The sequence below is a fragment of the Streptosporangium sp. NPDC004631 genome (genome assembly GCF_053601935.1).
The window spans coordinates 129,682-149,297 of record NZ_JBSGCR010000011.1 but is presented as its reverse complement, the minus strand read 5'-3'; the positions used below and the strand labels follow the sequence as shown (position 1 = coordinate 149,297).

At 67.1% G+C, this 19,616-nt stretch carries 17 protein-coding genes and 2 pseudogenes; 8 read left to right on the top strand and 11 right to left on the bottom strand.

Translation table 11 applies throughout. From position 1 onward, the window contains the following. Positions 1-21 precede the first annotated feature (21 nt). The 3 genes from ACWEF2_RS14220 to ACWEF2_RS14210 are packed head-to-tail and all read left to right on the top strand — an operon-like array spanning position 22 to position 2,866. Complete coding sequence (locus tag ACWEF2_RS14220; RefSeq protein ID WP_453815181.1) at positions 22-1,236, top strand: hypothetical protein; 1,215 nt, start codon at positions 22-24, stop codon at positions 1,234-1,236. A gap of 14 nt (positions 1,237-1,250) precedes the next feature. Beyond that, entirely contained in the window at positions 1,251-1,913 is a 663-nt protein-coding gene (locus ACWEF2_RS14215; protein ID WP_453815179.1) for a hypothetical protein, read from the top strand. After that, on the top strand, positions 1,910-2,866 hold the full coding sequence (locus tag ACWEF2_RS14210) for a carbohydrate kinase family protein (protein WP_453815177.1): 957 nt from the start codon (positions 1,910-1,912) through the stop codon (positions 2,864-2,866). The genes ACWEF2_RS14215 and ACWEF2_RS14210 overlap by 4 nt, the downstream gene beginning before the upstream one ends. On the opposite strand, the gene ACWEF2_RS14205 is transcribed toward ACWEF2_RS14210, so the two are convergent. The 4 genes from ACWEF2_RS14205 to ACWEF2_RS14190 all read right to left on the bottom strand — a co-directional run bounded on the left by ACWEF2_RS14205 (position 2,846) and on the right by ACWEF2_RS14190 (position 9,355). Then, entirely contained in the window at positions 2,846-4,978 is a 2,133-nt protein-coding gene (locus ACWEF2_RS14205; protein ID WP_453815176.1) for an ATP-binding protein, read from the bottom strand. The genes ACWEF2_RS14210 and ACWEF2_RS14205 overlap by 21 nt on opposite strands. 589 nt (positions 4,979-5,567) lie before the next feature. Continuing rightward, complete coding sequence (locus ACWEF2_RS14200; RefSeq protein WP_453815174.1) at positions 5,568-6,773, bottom strand: cytochrome P450; 1,206 nt, start codon at positions 6,771-6,773, stop codon at positions 5,568-5,570. Between the two features lie 38 nt (positions 6,774-6,811). Continuing rightward, entirely contained in the window at positions 6,812-7,273 is a 462-nt protein-coding gene (locus tag ACWEF2_RS14195) for a GbsR/MarR family transcriptional regulator (RefSeq protein WP_453815172.1), read from the bottom strand. Between the two features lie 1,326 nt (positions 7,274-8,599). After that, on the bottom strand, positions 8,600-9,355 hold the full coding sequence (locus ACWEF2_RS14190; protein ID WP_453815170.1) for a transglutaminase domain-containing protein: 756 nt from the start codon (positions 9,353-9,355) through the stop codon (positions 8,600-8,602). A gap of 459 nt (positions 9,356-9,814) precedes the next feature. Here ACWEF2_RS14190 and ACWEF2_RS14185 point away from each other — a divergent pair, with 459 nt between their 5' ends. Further along, a complete protein-coding gene (locus tag ACWEF2_RS14185) occupies positions 9,815-10,180 on the top strand; it encodes an IS110 family transposase (RefSeq protein WP_453815168.1) in 366 nt (121 codons plus the stop codon). 269 nt (positions 10,181-10,449) lie between these two features. Here ACWEF2_RS14185 and ACWEF2_RS14180 read toward each other — a convergent pair whose 3' ends face one another. The 3 genes from ACWEF2_RS14180 to ACWEF2_RS14170 all read right to left on the bottom strand — a co-directional run bounded on the left by ACWEF2_RS14180 (position 10,450) and on the right by ACWEF2_RS14170 (position 12,376). After that, positions 10,450-10,974: a hypothetical protein gene (locus ACWEF2_RS14180; RefSeq protein ID WP_453815166.1), complete on the bottom strand. Its 525-nt coding sequence runs from the start codon at positions 10,972-10,974 to the stop codon at positions 10,450-10,452. A 244-nt stretch (positions 10,975-11,218) separates the two neighbouring features. Continuing rightward, the gene (locus tag ACWEF2_RS14175) at positions 11,219-11,380 is read right to left on the bottom strand and encodes an HAD hydrolase-like protein (RefSeq protein WP_453815164.1); all 162 of its coding nucleotides are present in this window, start codon (positions 11,378-11,380) and stop codon (positions 11,219-11,221) included. A 255-nt stretch (positions 11,381-11,635) separates the two neighbouring features. Further along, the gene (locus ACWEF2_RS14170) at positions 11,636-12,376 is read right to left on the bottom strand and encodes a hypothetical protein (RefSeq protein ID WP_453815162.1); all 741 of its coding nucleotides are present in this window, start codon (positions 12,374-12,376) and stop codon (positions 11,636-11,638) included. An 810-nt stretch (positions 12,377-13,186) separates the two neighbouring features. On the opposite strand from ACWEF2_RS14170, the pseudogene ACWEF2_RS14165 reads away from it, so the two are divergent. Together ACWEF2_RS14165 and ACWEF2_RS14160 are read left to right on the top strand one after the other, a co-directional pair. Continuing rightward, positions 13,187-13,384: pseudogene (locus ACWEF2_RS14165) on the top strand (replication initiator); the annotation flags it as partial. Positions 13,385-13,465: 81 nt separating this feature from the next. Then, complete coding sequence (locus ACWEF2_RS14160) at positions 13,466-14,116, top strand: hypothetical protein (protein WP_453815160.1); 651 nt, start codon at positions 13,466-13,468, stop codon at positions 14,114-14,116. Between the two features lie 107 nt (positions 14,117-14,223). On the opposite strand, the pseudogene ACWEF2_RS14155 reads toward ACWEF2_RS14160, so the two are convergent. After that, positions 14,224-14,820, bottom strand: a pseudogene (locus tag ACWEF2_RS14155) (phosphotransferase family protein); the annotation flags it as partial. A 312-nt stretch (positions 14,821-15,132) separates the two neighbouring features. Next, complete coding sequence (locus ACWEF2_RS14150; RefSeq protein WP_453815158.1) at positions 15,133-16,329, bottom strand: hypothetical protein; 1,197 nt, start codon at positions 16,327-16,329, stop codon at positions 15,133-15,135. Positions 16,330-16,738: 409 nt separating this feature from the next. On the opposite strand from ACWEF2_RS14150, the gene ACWEF2_RS14145 reads away from it, so the two are divergent. Together ACWEF2_RS14145 and ACWEF2_RS14140 are read left to right on the top strand one after the other, a co-directional pair. Continuing rightward, a complete protein-coding gene (locus ACWEF2_RS14145; protein WP_453815156.1) occupies positions 16,739-17,131 on the top strand; it encodes a hypothetical protein in 393 nt (130 codons plus the stop codon). A 545-nt stretch (positions 17,132-17,676) separates the two neighbouring features. Continuing rightward, complete coding sequence (locus tag ACWEF2_RS14140) at positions 17,677-18,156, top strand: hypothetical protein (RefSeq protein ID WP_453815155.1); 480 nt, start codon at positions 17,677-17,679, stop codon at positions 18,154-18,156. Positions 18,157-18,207: 51 nt separating this feature from the next. Here ACWEF2_RS14140 and ACWEF2_RS14135 read toward each other — a convergent pair whose 3' ends face one another. Both ACWEF2_RS14135 and ACWEF2_RS14130 read right to left on the bottom strand, forming a co-directional pair. Further along, the gene (locus ACWEF2_RS14135; protein ID WP_326822967.1) at positions 18,208-18,585 is read right to left on the bottom strand and encodes a GntR family transcriptional regulator; all 378 of its coding nucleotides are present in this window, start codon (positions 18,583-18,585) and stop codon (positions 18,208-18,210) included. Next, positions 18,582-19,397, bottom strand: a complete 816-nt coding sequence (locus ACWEF2_RS14130; RefSeq protein ID WP_453815152.1) for a hypothetical protein — start codon at positions 19,395-19,397, stop codon at positions 18,582-18,584. Before ACWEF2_RS14130 ends, ACWEF2_RS14135 begins: the two co-directional genes overlap by 4 nt. Between the last annotated feature and the right edge of the window lie 219 nt (positions 19,398-19,616).

The window sequence follows — 19,616 nt, the reverse complement described above, 5'->3', positions numbered from 1 at the left end:
CCAAGGGGGAATGACAAACAAATGTCTGGTCACGAATGGAGCAGGGTCCCGATCGGGCTCGACGCCGGCCGATGGGTGACGCGCAGAGACTGCAAGATGGTCCTGGTCGTCGTCCACACCGTCACATCGGGGCAGCGCCTGCTGGACACGGTCCGTCTCGTGGAGTCCGACCTGAGGGTCCAGGTCGTGTTCACCATGGCTCCGGACGTGTTCAGCAACGGGGTCGCGCAGTTCATCGACGGCCTGGGGGCGGTGTCCGTGCCCTGGATACAGGCCACTCAGCAGCGGTTCGACCTCGCCATCACGGCGAGCCTGGGGGCGGTTCACGAGATCCACGCGCCACTGATCGTCATGCCGCACGGCTCCGGCTTCAACAAGCTCGTGGCCGTACGGGACGGCGCCCGGGCCGTGGGCGACCGCGTGGCGTACGGGCTCGACGCTCAACGGCTGCTGCACGACGGCACCGTACTCCCGGCGGCGATCGTCCTCTCCCACACGTCCGAGCTGGGCCGGCTCGGACGGACGTGCCCGGAGGCGCTACCGAGGGCCACCGTCATCGGCGACTCGTCGTACGACAGGCTGGTCGCCGGCCTGCCGCACCGCGATTCGTACCGCCGGGCACTGGGGGTCGGCCCGGACCGGAAACTGGTCGTGGTCAGCTCGACGTGGGGTCCGCAGTCGCTCTTCGGCCGGCGGTCCGAGCTGCTGCCCCGGCTGCTCACCGAGCTGCCCCAGCGGGAGTTCCGCGTCGTGGCGCTCCTGCATCCCAACGTCTGGTTCGGGCACGGCATCTGGCAGGTGCGAACCTGGCTCGCCGACTGCCTGCGGCGCGGGCTGAGTCTGGTGCCGCCCGAGGCCGACTGGCGTGCGGTCCTCGCCGCGGCCGACTGGGTCATCGGGGATCACGGGTCGGCGACCCTGTACGGAACGGCCACGGGGGTCCCGATCATGCTGGCCAGCTTCCCGCGCTCCGACGTCGATCCGGCCTCCACGCTCGCCGCGCTCGCCGCCATCACGCCCCGGGTCTCCAGGCGCGGTTCACTCCGTGACCAGCTGGCCAGGGTCGCCGTCGAGATACAGCCCGGCCACTACCGGACCGTCACGGAACGCATCACGTCGGCGCCGGGTCGTTTTGGCCGCAACATGCGCCACCTCATCTACCGGCTGCTGAACCTGCGGCAGCCCGCGACCATCCCGGCGACCGCACCGGCCGCGGTGCCCTTCCTCACCGAATAGATCGGAGGGCCTACATGCTCGACAGACGTGCCGCGATTCACGTGTTCCGGCTCAACCACGCGCTCAGGTTGATCCGGCACCCACCCGGGCCCGGAGCCGCCGTACCGAGGCGGAGCCCGCCGGCAATTCTGGTGATCCCTCGCGAGGGGCCGCTACGGGAACCCCACCTCATGCTCTTCCCCCGGACACGGCACCATCGCGGCATGCCGCCCGGCGTCCAGGTCTTCGCCGGCACGCACATCGTCGCCGGTCTGGACGACCTGGTGGACCGGGAGTGGCGCGAGGTCGCCGACGTGCTCGTGAGATCGAGAAGATCCCGGATCGCCCCGGTCGGCGGCGTGTCACGCGTCCTGGACCGGTATCCCGGCTGCGAGGTCGCGGTCGGCAGGCGATGGCACGGCTGTCTGGCCGGGCTGCGCGACGGACGGCTCGCCGCGATCACCGAGGCGGGAGGGCTCCCGGGCCGCGCCGATCCGTGGCCGGCGGTCTACGGATCGTTCCTGTACGGCTGGCGGGCCGCCCGGCTGCCGTTCGAGGGCCTGACCACCGCCTCGGTGATCGTGGGGCGGTACACCGGTTCGTCCGCCGACCGCCTCGGGTCACTCGACGTGGCCGGCAGGGCGCAGATCAGGTTGGCCCGTCGTCCGTCGTGGAGTGCCGAAGGGATGTCCGCATGACCCGGAAGATCGTCGTCGCCGGTGCCGTCAGTCTCTACATGTCGGTCGGGATACAGGAGTTCCCGGTGCGATACACCTCCACGTCGTCGCCACGCTGGCTCGCCTGCGGCGTCTCCGGGGCCGCGGGGCACATCGCGCGGATCCTGAAGGCGCTCGGCGACGACGTACGCCTGTGCACCGTGGTCGGGCGTGACCTCGTGGGTGCCGGAATAGCGGCCGAGTTCGACCGTGAGGGCCTGCTCGGACCCGGGTTCGTCGAGGGCTCCGAATCGTCGTCGGGCGTGACGCTCGTCACGCCCGACGGCCGCCGGATGGGATTTCCGCACCTGGCGCCGGTGAACCAGGTCACCTATCCGTGGGACCTGTTCGACGCGGAGGCCGCCGAGGCCGATCTTCTGATCTTGACGAACGCGAAGTTCGTCCGGGACCTGGTGAGGCCAGCCTCTCGGCTCGGTGTCCCCATCGCCGTGGACGTCCACCTCATAGCCGACCTCGCCGACCCCTACAACCGTCCGTGGCTGGAGGCCGGGCAGATCATCTTCTGTAGTCACGAGCGCCTCCCGGACCCGCCTGAGCTGTGGGTGGCGAAGGTGTTCGACCGCTACCCGCGCTGCCGGCTGGTGGGGATCGGACGCGGCGGGCAGGGGGCGATCCTCGGCACCAGGGACGGGCTGCTCATCAGGGTGGACGCGGTGACCCCTCGGGAGGTCGTCAACACCTCCGGGGCGGGCGACGCGCTGTTCGCCACCTTCCTCCATGTCTGGCGTAGGACAAACGATCCGATACGGGCCCTGCAGACGGCGGTGGTGCACGCGGGCTGGAAAATCGGACACCACACCCCGGTGACGGCGTCGCTGACCTCCGGGGAACTGACCGCCCTGAAGACCTCCTACCCGCCTCCCACCGTGATCGGGCGCTGGGACGCCCGATCGTCAGACGCCGTTCAGACGTGACAGGCGATCCTCCAGCCGCACGCTCCGCGCCCCCCGTCGCGCGAGGATCCGCTGCGCCTCCTGGTAAAGATCACGCGCCTCGCCGTACCGGCGGTTCCGCAGGGCGAGGTCTCCCAGCGCCTGGAGAGCCTGGGCCTCGCCGGTCTCCGAACCGATCTGCCGCATCTCCCCCAGTCCCTCCGTCAGAAGATCGGCCGCCGCGGATCCCCCGCCCCGTGCCCGGCCGAGCAGGATGAGCACACGCGCCTGGTTGTACCGATCGGGCTCCGGCGCGAGGAGCCGTCGCGCCTCCCCCAGATACGCGACGGCCTCCTCCTCCCGCCCCTTCTCGATCAGCGCGTTGCCGAGATCGCACAGGGTGAGGGCGACTTTGCGCGGCTCGTCCACCGCGCGATAACCGTCGAGTGCCTCCTCGAAGAGGACGACGGCCTCGTCGACGCGGCCCCGGTCCATCTCCACCAGCCCCAGCCGGCGCCGGCTTCCCGCCATCCGCTGCCGATTCCCCTCACGGCGCCAGATGTCCAGGGCCCGGCGGAAGTCGTCGGCGGCCTCGTCCAGCCGGCCGAGAACACGTAGCGCCAGACCCGTCCGGTTCAGCATCTTGGCCTCGGCCAGGGGGTCCGAGCAGGCCCGCGCCGCCGCCAGCCCCAACCTGTCGACCTCCAGCCGTTCGGCGTGATGGCCGCGGTAGAGAAAGAGCGGCCAGAGCGCGTCGACCAGCTGCCACACGGTAGGGAACAGACCCCGTTCGTAGGCGGTACGCCCTGCCGCCCTGAGGTTGTCGAACTCGCCCTCAAGCCAGTCGAGCGCCTGCGCCGAGCCGGTGAAGGCGATCGGCTCGGCGGGTGGGTGGACCACCGCCTGACAGGGAACACGGCGGTACGGCATCGCCGTCCGGCTCGCGGCCGAGGCGGTGTACAGGAACCAGTCCAGTGCTCTCCGTACGGTCTGGTCGCGGGTCGTCTCGGTTTCCTCCTGCTCCGCCAGCTCGCGGGCGTGCAACCGCGTCAGATCGTGGAAGCGGTAGCTTCCCCCCGGTACGTCGTCGAGCAGGTTGGCGTCCGTCAGGACTCCCAGCAGCCGCCGGACCTGAGCACGCGGAAGCGTCACCGTGGCGGCGGCCGCCCAACTGTCGAAAGTGGCGCCGGGAAAGAGGCCGAGCAGCCGGTAGACCCGTGCCGCCTCGGACGGTGAGAGCCCGCGGTAGGAGAGCATGAGGGCGGCCCGGATCGTCATGTCGTCCTCCATCGACAGCGCGGTGAGGCGCTGTCGCTCATGAGTGAGGTCCTCCACCATCTCCGACAGCGGCCAGTGCGGTCTGGTGGCCAGCCGGGCGGCGGCCACGCACAGGGCGAGCGGTAACCGAGCGCACAACCTCACCAGTTCACCGGCGGCGCCCGGCTCCTCTCGCACCCGCTCGTCACCCACGGCCCGTTTCAGCAACTCCAGTGACGCGTCCGTGCTGAGCTGGTCAAGCTGGACTCCCCTGGCACCGCGCACCAGCAGGCCCGCCAGACGCCACCGGCTCGTGACGACCGCCACACTGTTCGCCGAGGCCGGCAGGAGCGGGCTCACCTGAGCCGCGGAGAGGGCGTCGTCCAGCACGACGACCAGACGCCGTTCGCTGACCAGCGACTGGTAGAGCGCCGAACGTTCCGCCAGACCGCCGGGTATACGCTCGGGCGCGACTCCGAACGCGCGGATGAACCGTCCCAGGACCTCCGCCGGCTGCACGGGGGCGTCCACGGCGTGTCCGCGCAGATCGGCGAAGAGCTGACCGTCCGGGAACCCGTCACGCTCCCGATGCGACCAGTGCAACGCCACCGCCGTCTTGCCGATCCCCGCCGGGCCGCTGATCACCGCCACCTTGGGCACGCCGACCCCGCCGTGGCCGGAACGTATGTCGTCCAGCAGGGCGAGCGCCTCGGCGCGATCGACCAGGACGCTGCCGGCCGGCAGCTGGGTCGGCTTCGGCAGTGGGGTGGACGTCCGATGCAGATGAATCCCACCGTGGACGTCGCGAGCCTGAAGAGCCGACCCCAGCACCGTTCCGCTCAGCTCGTTGACATGACCTTCGGGTCTCTGATTTCCATCGCCGAGGTCAGCATTCATCGCCCTGCTCTCTTTGTGAGCGAGAAGTTACACTCACAAGATCATTGTCAACCGAATCGACGACCCCCGAGCCTGGTCAACCGGACAGCCGCCATCATGCTTTCCCGCCTCCAAAGCCCGTCGAGGCGAAAAATTCCCCCTCAGTCATTCCCTCGGTCAGGGCACGATGAAACAGGCGTACACCGATACAATTAAATACTTGTTCGCACCACTTAAGCGACATGTCCATTGAGTAATACTGGTGAGGTAAAAGCGAATAGGCGTGCTCAGCGGCACCTGTGTGACGGCGGCCGAGGAGACGGGCCGGTCACGGGCCGAGGCAGGGCCGGCGTCACCCCGGGGACCCGGCCAAGAATCTTGGTCATGCTGAGAGGGTGGTGGACGGCGGCCGGGGCGAGCCCGTGTGCGGAGACACCGCCCTCGGTGCCGCCGTCATCGGACCTCTCCGGCGTCGCGGCCGACCACGTCACATGATCGCCTGGAGATACCATCGAACGGTCTCGCCGTCGCCACCCCGGCCGGCCTGATCACCGACCGGGGTGGTCTCCCGGGTGGCTTTACCTTTCAGGGCCGCGTCCGCCGTTCGGCCTCACCCCTGAATGAGCGGCAGGCGGCGCACTCCTGCCAGGGACGGCGCGGGGATGAACTGCACGGGATCGTCCGGATCGGTACGCAGGACGTCGAACCGGTCGAGCAGGATGTTCAGCGCGACCCGTCCCTCCAGCCGGGCCAGGGGAGCGCCCAGGCAGAAGTGGATGCCGCGGCCGAAGCCGAGGTGCGGGTTGGAGTCGCGGCCGGGGTCGAAGACGTCGGGGTCGGGGAACTGGCGCGGATCCCGGTTGGCCGCCGCGAGCCAGACCATGACCATCTGGTCGGCCGGGATCGTCACACCGCCGAGCCGGGCCTCGCGGGTGGTGGCGCGGCCCAGGAGGGCGAACGGGGTCAGGAACCGGATGGACTCCTCGATGACGGCCGAGATCGAGGAGCGGTCGGCACGAACCCTGTCCTGCTGCTCGGGGAAGGCGTCCAGGCACAGCACCGTGTTGCCGAGCAGCATCGTCGTGGTGATGTGCCCCGCGAGCAGGAGGACGATCGCGAAGTTGACCACCTGCTCGTCGGGCAGACGTTCGCCGTCCACCTCGGCCTCCACCAGCCTGGTGAGCAGGTCGGCGCGCGGCTGTCGCCGGCGTTCGGCGGCGTGGGCGGCCAGATAGGCGGACATCTCCTTCCACGGTCCCATCGTGGCCTCGATGTCCGCGCTGCGCTCCTCGGCGGACCGGTTGAGCGAGATCTCGGCGTCACGCTGGAACAGCGCGTCGGCCCACCGCTTGAACAGGGCGCGATCGCCGCTGGGCACCCCGAGCAGCTCGGCGATGACGATGACCGGCAGCGGATAGGCCAGGTCGTTCACGAGCTCGAACCGTTCGCGCTCACGCGCCGCGTCGAGCAGCTCGTGGGTGAGCGCGGCGATCCTCGGTTCGAGGTCCGCCACGACCTTGCGGGTGAAGGCGCTGCTGACCAGCTTGCGCAGCTTGCCGTGCTCCGGCGGGTCGATCTGGGTGATGAAGCCCTCCAGCGAGAAGTCATCCCCGCTGGGCATCAACTCCCTGGGGACCACGCGCATGGTGTCGGAGGAGTACGTCACGGGGTCGCCGAGGACCTCGTGCAGTTCCGGGTAACCGTAGACGTTCCACAGCCCGGTGCGGGCGTCGAACTCGACCGCCGGGCCCGATCGGGGCCCGTGCAGCCAGAAGTGCTGTTGGGGGATGTCGTACCGTTCGACGATGCCGGACATCGCCTCTCCTTGGTTGAGGATCCCTCTGCCGATGTACGTCAGGACGACTTCTCGCGGTACTCCTTCCAGCGCTCGAACATCTCGTCCGAGTCCTGCAGGATGAAGGCGAAGAACTCCCGGGTGTCCTCCAGTCGGCCGCGCTGGCCGGGCCGGTCGTCACCGAGGATCGACAGCCCGAAGTCGAGCGTGTCGAGGCTCTGCTTGACGGCGGCCAGCTGGACCCGCATGACCTGGGCCCATCCGCCGCCGACCATCCGGTAGTGGTGCTCCCGGGTGGAGGTGGGGACGCGTTCCACCATTCCGCTCAGCTCCAGCTGCCTGGCGACCGTGCTGACCGAGGTCTTGCTCACGCCGAGTTCCGCCGCCAGGTCCGTGAGGGACCGGTCGGGCGGGTCGCAGATCATGAGCCACGCGTACAGGCGGCCCATAGTGCGCGTCCCGCCCAGACGCTCCATGATCAGCCCCATGCGATCGACGAACTCGATCTCCGAAAGGTTCACTTGCGCCAACTCCGCAACGAACGTCAAGTACGTACTTTATGAAGCGTACGTCTTGCCCTCGGCGCGCGTGACCCATCGGCACGAAATCTGTGGAGAGCCGGGTGCTTGGAGACGAGCACGCCCGGTTCGGCGGGCGGCCGGGGAAACAGGCCAGCCGCAAGGCTGACACCGCGCCCCGGCCCGACCCAACAGATCATCCGTGCAACTCCCGCAGCTGTTCGATCTACGAGAGGGTAAATGACGGTAAATATCTTATGCGCCGTTTTTCCGGTTCCAGTCGATGACATACCGTGCGTAGATTGCATTACCGATTCCGGCGGTGAACAGGAACAGCCAGAAGTGAACCCAGAACTTCTGGCGCTTGCGCCGAACGTGGTATCCCACCGCAAAAGCGGAGGCCGATGCTGACGCCGACACAACGTTGTTGATCACGATCGGCGGGGCTTGAGGCTGAGGGGCCTGCGGCTGGTACACAGGAGCTTGGGGCGGGTACGTGGGGCCCTGGGGCTGCCACTGACCGTGGCCCCCCTGCTAGGGCTGATGGGGATACGACATTGACTTGCGGCTCCTTTGCCGACAACCGTGACAGCACGCCAGGCTATTTGCCCTTTGCTCTTAAAAGCAAGACAAGAACACATAACAGGAAATCGAACTAGCCACCCAATGACTCGACCGCAAGAGCGACCATCGCCAGAGATTCCAGAAAAAGGCGAAAATATCTTCATGGGTGCTCTAGTGGACAATGACCGAAAGGTCGCGATTGCTATTCAGTGGCACGATCTCGACAGCAACACACCGTACGAAGGAACACTTCACCGAGACACTGGCCGCTCCAAGGGACATAGAGTCCTCCAAAGATGGTTTTATCTGCGCTTGTGTCGGCTGCGCCGCTTGCCGTTAGCGTGTGGACAGCGCGGCCGCGATCGGCCGAAAAGCCGCAGCGCGACCGACGGTCGCCCGACGCACGGCGGGCCGCGGAGCGGACCGCCTTTCTCATCGCGGTCGACCTGCCCACGCCCGAGCCCGAATTCGGTCCTTCGGGATCAATCCGACCGACTACAAGCACCGCGCCAGGCCGCTGTTCGTCAACCGGCTGCCGCTCAGTCCGCATCAGGTGGGCTGGATGCCTTCGGCGGGTGGCCGATCGAGAGGTAGAGTCGGCTGAGGGCGGTCGAGCCATTGCCCATCAAGGCGTGCTCTCGAAGCCACCAAGGGGCGCCTCAATCCGCCCGACATCACGTGCAATGTGGTCACCCGGAGCACCCTTCAGGAGGTCGCAATCCGGGTCGGCAATTTCAATCCGAGTGTTGCAGCCCGACCGGTAACCTAAGAAAGATCACGTGAGTAGTCGAAGCTTGTGTCCCAAGCTGCCCGACGGCCCATGATGAGGTCCGCAGTGATGCGAGTCGGCAGGCACAACGTCTGACCATGAGTCCGGAACAAAGCGTCGCGGGAGCTGAAGTACCCCAGATCGGCCAGAACGTGGCCGGATAGATCACATGGCGAGCGGGTGGCACCGTCCCAGTCCACAGCGGTGCGGGCCACCGCGTCGAAGAGCGTCTCGCCACCGGTGTTCGTGAACCCGCCTCCTCTCTGCAATGTGCTCAGATCGCCGTACAACTCGGAGACGGTCACCCACTGGTCGTCGAGCAGGAACTCTGGCCAGGCGAGCACCACCTGATGCGGGATCAGTATCCGCAGCCGGGGAAAACGCGGATGCCAGAAGCGCCCGTCCACCAGCAACCCTCTGACCCTGCCGGCGATCCCGCAGGCTCGCCCCACCGCTTCCAAAACCGCCAGCCGCTGACTACACGATCCGCGCTCCAAAAGAAGCGTCCTGGAGACCGGCTGCCTGTCATTCATGGCATATACCGGACGTACTCGTGCGGCGATGAGCCGGTGAGCCGTGATCAGAAGATCCCGATCCGCCCCGGCGCTCTCGCCCTGGACTTCGACCGCCAACTCCATTACCCGAGGATGTTTCCAGTCGATGATGGGTGTGGCCGCCAGTTCGCTCTCACCCGTTTCCCTGTGGACGACAGCAGCGCGACGGCACCATGACGGTGAGAGAACCGACTTCATTCTATGATCGTATCTGTGGCTCAGGTCGGATCCCGGCGTGGATCAGGAGGACCATTCACCTCGGCAGGGAAGGGCCGCTTCCTGAGTGTGCGAGGTCGTTGCTATCAGCGCTGCTGTCGCCGAAGATCCAAGAAAAGGCCCGAATGACGATCGTTCGGGGCGTCTTTCCTGCTCAGTTGCTGTGGTCAGGGGCGGGGTCGAACCGCCGACCTTCCGCTTTTCAGTCCATGTTGTCGCTGGCGCTGACGCCCCCCGGGCGTGAAAATCGGGAGTGGTTATCCGCCGATGTCGTGTTCCGCCTGGCGCCGATCCGAGACCGTTATTCAGTCTGACGCGGGAGCCGCTTGAGGGGCCCCAACTGTCGCTTCGAGCACGTGAGCCCGGCTCTCACTGTCCCCGTCGGCTCCCCGGGCAACCGCTCGTTCCCCATCCACCCCGGCAGCCGGAAGAGGCAACGCCATGGAGGACACCACCGCGAACCGCTCGAATTCATCGACCGCGGCCGCCATCGACATCGCCAAGACCAGCCTGGTGGTGTGCGTGCGCGTCCCGCACGAGGAGCGGCCCGGCCGACGCCGCCAGAAAGTCCGCGAGTACTCCACTTTGATGTCCTCGCTGCTGGACCTGGCCGACTGGCTGCGCTGCCAGGAGGTCACCCTGGTGGCGATGGAGGCCGTCTCGGAATACTGGAAGCCCGTCTACTACCTGCTGGAAGCCGAGGGCTTCACCTGCTGGCTGCTGAACGCCAAGCACGTCAAGAACGTCCCCTGCCGCCCCAAGACCGACTGTGAGAATCAAGGGGTACCGCCTCGGGCCGCAGTTTGACCCGAGGACCGATGTCAACGGCCAAGTGCGTGTCGCCGCCGGTGGCCAGGTAAAAGTCCCCAGGCCTTCGTAGTTGACTACTTCTTGGCGAGGCGCCCGCTGCTTCGAGTGCGGGCTTGTCGCATGCGGAAGGACTCACCGTCGGTGACCACGACGATGCTGTGGCGCAGGCACGGGTCTCTTCCTTCCCAGCCGACACAAGGCCGACTCAGACAAGGTGTCCGTCCTGCGGGGGGAACCTCAGACCGGCCGAACACCCCTCCCAGGCATCAGCACAGATTGCTCCCGCTGGGGCCAGAACTGACCTGCAAGAAGTAGTCATCGCGGTCCTTCTCTTCCGGCCTGTCGGAGTACCCCACCGACAGATAGACATTCCGGCTGTTGATGACCTTAGTGAAGCAGACCTGCGTTGCACTCTCCTCCTGCTTCGGCATCGGCGCCGACTTCCAGCCGTCCTTGATCGCAACCTCGCGGTAGAAGGACGGCACGTCGGCACGCGATACTGAAAGCTGGTAGGACTGCTCGGCATACGCGAGCCGGTCATCGTCATTGCACCCCCCGAGACGTTTCCCGTCCGGCTTCGCCTCGACCGGACGGGCATCGAGAATGCTAAGCACTACGAGAGCCGAAGCAAGCCGCTTGTCATCGTCGGTACAGCGGGGAAACGGCGAGCGGGGCATCAACAACAAGCCCAGGCGATCCACCGCGAAACTGCCGACCCCCAGGACGCCTACGACGGCGGCAGCACCAGCAAGGCCACCGACCACCAGCACCACGACGATCAGACGCTTCATGATCTAAAGCCTAGTATCGGCCCCGATAGGCCCGATAGATTCGTTCGCCTCCTACCAGACGTCTGACCCCCTCATCCGATATGCGACCCCTTCATTACGAGTGAACGGCAGGTGCCAGGTCGGAGGAACCTCAGCCCTGGTCAGGCGGTGGATGCGGTGCGATGGGATGTGATCGCGTAAGACGGTGTTGCTGTACGAGGCTGCTGTACGGCACTCCTCGCCGGGCTGCGGCATGGCCGCTCGATCACCGCTCGCTGTGCAGAATCTCCATGACCTGAAGCACGTCGGTGGTGACATGATCCGCGCTGTGATCGTGACCGTCCCAAGCGCCTCGGTCGATCCAGATCGTACGTAGCCCGGCCGCCTGTCCCCCACTGATGTCGGCAACGAGATTGTCACCGACCATCCATCAGCCCGATGTCGGGCTGATGGATGGGGCCTTCCTGAACTCCTTGGTCAAAATAAGCGATGAGAGGGATAGTATCCGCCTTAGATGTGTTAGCAGCGAGATGGTCGGATCCGCCGCCGCCCGCCTTCAGCACCCACCGGTGGCACGGCCAGGCTTCATGTCGGCCATTTCGGTCTGCTGATCATCATGGTTTGCGCGTCTGGCGGACGACGACTTGATAAAGTAGCCGTGAGCTCCCGTCATCAGCCCTTGCTATTCGTCAGGCAACAGGTACCGCCAGGAGAGCACGAAGAGTGCACCCGAACTGGTCTTGAAGAGTGACCGGCCGTACTCCTGCCCAGCAGGCACCGCCTTGATGGTCGTACTCACCGCCGCCCCTTCGATGTCTTTCTGCCAAATCGGGTCCACCGTGCCCGAAGGCTCCGGGACCCCTGGGGGCCACGGCGCCGGCTTGCCCTCCGCCGAGGCGGCCCCTTCGGCGACCATGCGGACGCGGGTGGCGACGTAGCCGGTGCCCGCGGCGGCGACCCGGGTCGCCAAGCCGTTCATCAGCTTCTTCGCCTCCGAGAGCTCCTTCGGGTAGAAGTTCGCGACCTGGTCCAGAGCCGGGGCCCGGACCTCCAGCATCTTTCCGTCCTTCCCCCGTACCCCGAGGACGGTGGTCGGCACGTCCGTCACCATCGGCGCGCCCGGTTTGGGCTCCGCTGTCGGCGGTTGCCCGGTCAGGTACGTCTCCATCGACGCGACCGTCTCGGCCGTCTCGGCATCGGTGAGCTTCAGCTGCTTGCTCGCGTCAACGATCACCAGGCCGTCGCTGTACAGCACCACCCTCGGCGGACGCAGCACGTTCATGGTCGCGGTCACGAACCCGCCTTCGGCACCCCACAATGCAACCGGCTTCGCCGGCCCATCGTCAGCCAGGGTCGCCGACGTATCCGATTCCGCACCTCCGCAGGCCGCAGTCAGGGACAACAGTGCCACGAGCAGGGTCATTCGTAATCTCATGCCCCACAAACGTACGTTTCCTTCAGATGGTTCAGCCGGTGTCGTTCGCGGTCAGGCAGATCCGCCGGCAAGGGCAATCGCCGACTCGGCGAGATCGTCGCGGCCGCCTCCCGCTCCAGCACCTTCCTGGTCGAGCGTTACCGACGAGCAGCAAAACATCACGGCCGAAAACGCGCCATCGTCGCCGTCGACATCCTCTTCTCGCGAAATACCAATGACTGCGAGTCGAACTTTGCTGGGCAGTCATTGAGTCGAAGACTCATGCGCTCGAAGAGCGGGAATTGGGGGATCGCCTCACTCTCGGCCACCCATGGGAAGCAAGGGCAGGACAACCCGACGAGTTCTCCAACAACAACGTAGTACACGTATCGTATGCATGTCAGGGGTCTACGGCCTCACTTCTAGAGATTGGTTATCACGCCAGCCGATCCGATATCCTCGCCGCGCTAAGCAAGGATGCGGATTTTACATACGTCCACTGGAACGCCGAAGGGGTCAATCAACTCGAACGCATCATGAACGGTCAAATTATCTGGAGTGTCGATATTTTCGAATCCAATGAATGGCCTCCGCAAGTTTTTCACCAGTCTCCGCTATTTGACCTGTTCCGCATGACCGACAACGCGTGCGCCGCACCCATGGCTCTTGTGGACTTGGTCACAGGGGCTAGACTGGAGACTAATTTTATAGAAGGCGTGAGCAGAGGATTCATCTTTTCATACTTTCCATTTCAGTCCAAGTCTAAATAGGTGTTCATGTTTTTGGGGATGGCGCGAAGACCTCGCTCCAGAAGAACGACTGCGGGAGCTGCGCCAGCAGTGCACGATCTCCTTCGCCAAGGTCGCCGAGTACCAGCGGCGCGGGGTGGTGCACTTCCACACCGTGATCCGCCTCGACGGCCCCGGCGCCCCTGCCTCTCCGCCCTTGGCCTGGGCCACTGCCGACCTGCCGGCCGACGCCGTACGGCACGCCGCCCACGCCGTCACCGCCGACGAACCCGCCCGGATCCTGCGGTGGGGGCGGCAGCTCGACGTCCGACAGCTCACCTTCGATCACTCGGTGCTCAGCGAGTTTCGAATGGCCAAGGGAGATCGGGCTGACCAGCTGCCGGCGATGATGGTCGATCGGCCGACGGCAGCCGGGTTGGTCAATCGGCGAGGACGGGTGCGCGCCGATTCCACCCACGTATTGGCTGCGGTGCGCCGGTTGAACCGGGTGGAGCCGGTGGGCGAAACGCTGCGGGCCGCCCTGGAGGAGCCGGCTGCCGTCAACGAGGACTGGCCGGCCAACCTGATCACGCCGGAGTGGACACAGCGGTATGCCCGTCCGATCCGCTATGACCGGCTGCCCCAGGGAAAGGAGGAACTGGCCGCGTACACGCTGCGAGTCGGCCAGGACGGCATAACGATTTTAAATGCGGTGTACACCACCGAGGCTCCGCCGCGATTACGCCGCCTGCCGAAGGTCCGGATTCTGCGGCAGGTATGGGAGCGGCACCTGGGTTCCGGCTGTCAAGCCCCGCGTACGGCACGGAGCAGCGCCATTCAGCGAGTGGCGTTGCTGTCACCGAAGATCAAAAAAGCCCCGAACGTTGATCGTTCGGGGCATCTTCCCTGCTCAGTTGCTGTGGTCAGGGGCGGGGTCGAACCGCCGACCTTCCGCTTTTCAGGCGGAGCGATCGCCCTCGTCGGGTGCGGGATGCCGTGGTCAGAGGGTGGTGGACGGTAGTCGAGGTGAGCCCGCGTGCGGGGACGTTGCTGTCATCGCTGCTGTCACCTCCGGCCCTGGTCACGTCCGGCAGTCGCTCCCTGAGTCGGGCCGCTCTCAGGTGCATGTCACCGGCTCACCGCTTTCCAGTGCCAAGGGCGGGGACCGCTCTGGCCGCGGATCGCGGCCAGCCGTACGGCCGCCTCGCCCCGGACCCCGGCGTCCTCCATACCGGCCTGCGCCGCCATGGTGACCAGGCGGAGTTCCCGGATGTCGCGCAGCACCCGATAGCCCTCCCAGGCCATGACGTCGTGGCCGTAGGTCGCGGCGAACGCGGCGTAGTCATCCGCGGAGATCCCACCAAGGGTGGCGTACTTAACCGCCATGGACACCAGATCCCATTCCGGCGGCCCGAACGCGCTGCGCTCGAAGTCGGCCAGGACCGCCCGGCCGCCCTCGGTCACCAGCACGTTGCCGATCCAGGCGTCCCCGTGCACCACACAGGCGGGCAGGCCCGGCGGCGGCGCGGCGTATTCGCGTTCGAGACCGGCCAGGCGCTCGCGCAGCCACCGCCGTTCTGCGGCGGTGTACATGCGGGCGTGGTCGATCCGTTCGCCGAGCCGTACGAACGGATTGAGTGGGGGAAGGGCGAACTGCTCCGGAAGGGGCAGACCGTGCAGCGTTCTGAGCAGGGCGGCGGCGTCGGCGGCGGTGCCCGGCCGGTGCGACGGAAGCTCCCGCCAGCTCCCGCCAGAACGTCACCGCCCTGCCCTCGGCCTCGACCGGCTGATCCACCTCGGCAAGCGCCCGCACGGCGGGCACCCCAGCGCCTTCCGGCCAGCGGGCCACCTGAATCTCTTTGGCGGCGGTCTGAAGCCCGCCGGCCCGGCTGACCCGCGCGACGACTCCGTGCGGCAGCCGGTAGATGGCGTTCTCACTGAAGCGGACCGGCTCGGCTCCGCTCACGCCGATCCCGGTCTGCCGGCAGGCGACGTGCAGCGCCTTCAGGCTCGCGTCCTGTGGGGGGTTGACCTGGGTCATGCGCCGGAGACCACTTCGACGACGCGATGCCGTAGTTCGGCCACCTCGGTGATGTGTTCGTACGGCGCGGCGTGCCTGTGGAGTTCGCGGAGTTCGTCGGCCGCCCTGCGAGAGCGCACCGTGGACGCGTCGCTCAGTGCCCGGGTGCCGATCGCGGCGGCCTCTTCCGGGGCGCCCGTCGCCATGGTCAGCGACGCGAGTTTGATGGCGCTGAACGCCCGGGAGCGGATGTAGGCGTCACCGTGGCCGGCCACGGCGGCCGAAAGCCGGCCGGACGCCTCGCTGATGAACCGGCCGTGGACGGCGAGGTCAAACAGCGCGTGCCCGGTGTCTCCGGCGTGCTGGGCGGCGTCGTAGTAACGCATCCACGGCCGCTCTTCCTCGATGCGCAGTCGGCTGAACTCCTCATCCGCGGCGCCGACCGTGTGAAGCGTCTCCTGGGTGCGTCCCAGTTTGGCCAGTGCCCGAGCGCGGGCGGCCAGCAGCATGGCCCGTTCGGCGGGGGTGAGCCGGTCGGCACGGACCAAGGCGAGCTCCACCAGGGTCGGACCGGTGTCCGGATCGCCGCACCAAATCGCCTGCCTGGCCATGGTCGACAGCACCTTCGCCCGAAGATGCCAGTCCCCGACCTCTTCGGCGCATGCCAATGCCAGCCGGAACATCCGTTTGGCGTCCTCGTGGGCGTAGGCGTCGAACGCCATCGACGCCGCCACATGCCCGAGAAGTCCGACCGCCGAGTAGAGGTCGGGGTGCAGTCGCTGCGGGCACCGAACCGCCAGAAGTTCGACCGAGTAGCGGAGCTGGCTGTTGACGGTCTCACGGACCAGCCCGCTGCCGTAAGCATGGCCCCAGGTGGAGAAGGTCCCCGCGATGTCGCGTACGCCCTGGATGTCGGCGGTGGTGATGACAGAGGGAATGCGGGGCGTCTCGGTCGCGGTCGCCAGCTCGGCGAACGGCTGACCGGCCACCACCGCGACAGTCCCGAAGGCCGCACGAAGAAACTCTTTGCGGTCCACGTCCGTCACCGTAGCGGTGGGCGGCGAGTGGTGCGGACGCCGGAAACCGAGAGCACCATCGGTCCGTACCCCCAGTACGGCACGCAGCCCCCTGCGGTAGTCGCTGTTGGGCCAGTGGAGAACACCACGCTCCATCTTGCCGATGTAGTTCGCGCTGAGGCACGCCGTACGCTTCAAATGCTCATAAATCCACGCATTAACCATATCGGCGAGTTCCTGCCGAGACAGGACTTGCCCAGCGATGTTCGGAGATTCCTTGCGCTCTCGCGCCTGGCGCAACTGAACGTTCGGCTCGGCCATGACCGCCCCCCTCTCCGGGATATGCCTCAAGCATGGCCATAAAAAGCATGGGAGGCAAATCTTCAATCTGCCCTCCATCTGCCCTTTGACAGGCCCGACCTCTGGTCTTCCAGCTCGACATCTCTTTCCACAGAGTGGTCTCAGTAGCCGGCGCGATGAATCGAAGCCCTTATTCCTCCCCTGTTCTGTGGTGCGGATAAGGCGATTTCGTGGGCACCAGAAAACGGAACCCGCAAGTGCTGCCACGCCGTACGGATCTCTCGATCGCGCACTGGAGGTGTGCCTCGTGAACGACTCTCGGGCCGTTCCCCTTTCCATCGATGAAAAGACCGCAGAAACCCAGGACAAAGCGTTGGCCGTCCTGCAACAACTCCTTAAAGAGCGGGGCGTGCGCTCCCGATGTCATCAGGTGATCAGCCTGGGGCTGTTCGCCAACCGCCAGGACGCCACCTCGTGGCCCGACGAACCCCCTGTTCGATCGTGGCTGAGCCGCTGCCCTCCTGAGCTGGTCGTGATCGACCCCGCGGGCCGGGGCGATGTCACCGTGACCATGGGAGCACGTGCCGAGTGCTACATGGTCTGCCCGCACAACGCTCCTGCCCCTCAGGCTGTCAGCCGAAAGCAGCCAGAGAAGGCCGTGGAACTGATCCTGGCGACCGGCCCGAAAACAGCGGCGTAGGGGGCAGATCTATGACGCTCCCGCCGTACGACTCCTGGGCGGTTCAAGCCGCTGAGCGACTACGCGACGCCTTGGCGCGCCGGCAGATTACCGCCGACGTCCACGACGGCTATGGGCTGGCGCTCGTGTCGGTCTGGACCGGGTTGATCGTGTGATGCAACGGTGACCGGTACTGGTGGTGCGCGGGCTGGGACGCCCAGGAACGGCGGGCGATGTACGCCTCGAACCGGTGCGGCGATCCCGAACAGGCCGCGGCGCGGGTGGCCCGCCGGTATGCCCGGCTGCGCGCCCTGCATCCCCCGACGCCGAAGTTCAGCGCGGCCCCGGCCCCCTGCGCAGGAGGGGTCGGGGCCTTCTTGACACCAGGTTCTCCGGGAAGCAATGCACGCGGTAGCGGTGGGGCCTGCCTGAAGGGCCGAAGGCCACCCGCCCGACGTCCGCGAAGGGCTGTTCAGCCGGCGCCACCACGACGGAAAGCCGATCTTGGCCAGGTCCACGGCATAGGCAAACGATCTTATGGGGAGAAGGAGAAATTGAGGAACGCCATGATCAAAGGGAGCGTGGCCGTCGTGGTGCTGCTGACTTCGGCGGGATGCGCCACGTCCCCGGGAACGTCTCTCACCAGGCGGGAAGCGATGACGGTGGTGAACAGCTATCTTCAGCAGACGTTCCAGGCTCTGCCCGTGAAGATCGCCAAAACCTACCCCCTGGAGGACGTCTCCTCCTGCGTCCACTTCGGTCGCAGACTCACCACCACCGGGCAGATCACACCGGGAGTGGAGCACGTGACGGAGACGATGGGGCTGAAGGAGGGACGTCGGTACCTGTCGGCCGTGGCGACGTACTGGGGCGCCCGGCAGGCCACCGTCCGGTGGCAGGAAGACCACAGCGTGGAGATCCGCCCGTTCGGCGACCACTACCGGCTCCACCTCAACTACACTCCGCCCCCGGACGGGGGACAGGTGAGCGTGATGGGCGGCCTCGACGACTGCATCCGGCCAGAGGGAACTCCCCCCGCCCAGTGACCGGAAGACATACAGGTTGAAGCGGCAGCCGGAACCAACAGGCTGTCGCGGTCATGACGAGGCCGGTGCTGCCGCGCCGGACGTCAGAGCCGCCTGTACGATGCGGATCGCCTCGCCCGCGTCGATGCCGACGCTGGCGATCACGGCCGCGTAGTCGGCGGCGGCCCGGCGAGCCCGCTCCCGGCCCTCCTCACCGGCGGCCGACACGAACGAGCCCGCCCGCCCGCGCGTCTCGATCAGCCCGGCCTCCTCCAGCTCCCGGTAGGCCCGGCCGACCGTGTTGACGGCCAGGCCGAGGTCTGCCGCGAGGTGGCGGATGGTCGGCAGCCGGGCGCCCACGGCCAGCGTGCGGTCCTGGATCTGCCGGGCGAGCTGGGCCCGCAGCTGCTCGAACGGCGGCACCGGCGAGGCCGCGTCGATGACGATCATCGGACGCTCATGGCCCGCCGGGCCACCGTCGCGCTCGGCGGCGTCCTGGCCTGGAGCGCGATGCTCGCGACCAGGCCCAGGATCAGGTAAGCGACCGAAGCGGCGCTCAACCAGCCGGGCGCGGTGCCGAACAGCAGCACCATGGGCAGCGACCACTGCACACTCGGTGTGGTGAGGGCGCGGGCGTCCTCGACGCGCATGATGACGTCGGCGGTCAGCGACTCCTCGTCCTCCGCCACGACCGGGTGCCTGAGCAGGTGGCGCAGCTGCATGGCGATGATGGCTGTCACGCCGAGCAGGCCGATCAGCAGGACGACGGCCCGCTGCCGCACGGTGGGGTCGGGAACGGCCAGGGCGCTCCCGGCCAGCACCATCGCACCGGCGAACGTGGCGACCGCGAAGACGGCGTACGGCCGGCCGAGCACGGCCCGCCAGCCGGGCTGGATCGAATGGGCGGCCCTGCGCGACAGCGTCGCGCCCGCCCGCTGGTCGACGCGTCGCACCCACCGGTCGAGCAGCGACTGTGCCAGCAGCAGCCCGGCCACCATCGCGGTCAGGGCCAGCAGCGGCAGCGGGTGATGCGGCGGGAGGCCGCCGAAGGCGGAAGTGGCGGCGAGCGCGCTCGCGAGGATCAGCATGGCCAGGATGACCTGAGCGGCGAGGCCGGCGCGTCTGCGGGCCGCCAGCCGGCTGGCCAGCAGCGGGGTCGGGCGGGCGCCGGCCAGGTCGTGCAGGGCCAGCCACTCGCCCGCCAGTCGCAGATCGGCCGCACGCGCCGACGGGCCGGCGTCCGGTAACGGCTCACGGGTCATGGCGCCCCCTTTGTCGCAAGCTTTGTAGCAATAGGTTGCGTCATATCTTGCGACAAAGTCAACGCCCCGTGAGCTTTCGTCGTCCCGGGTCCCCTCCACCCGCGGCGGCCCCAAGCACCCCACCTACCGGGCCATCGAGGAACTCGGCCGGGTGATCCGCACCGTTCAGGCCCGGCCGCCAGCGCTGCCCGCAGGGCGGGGATCACGGCGCGCCCACCA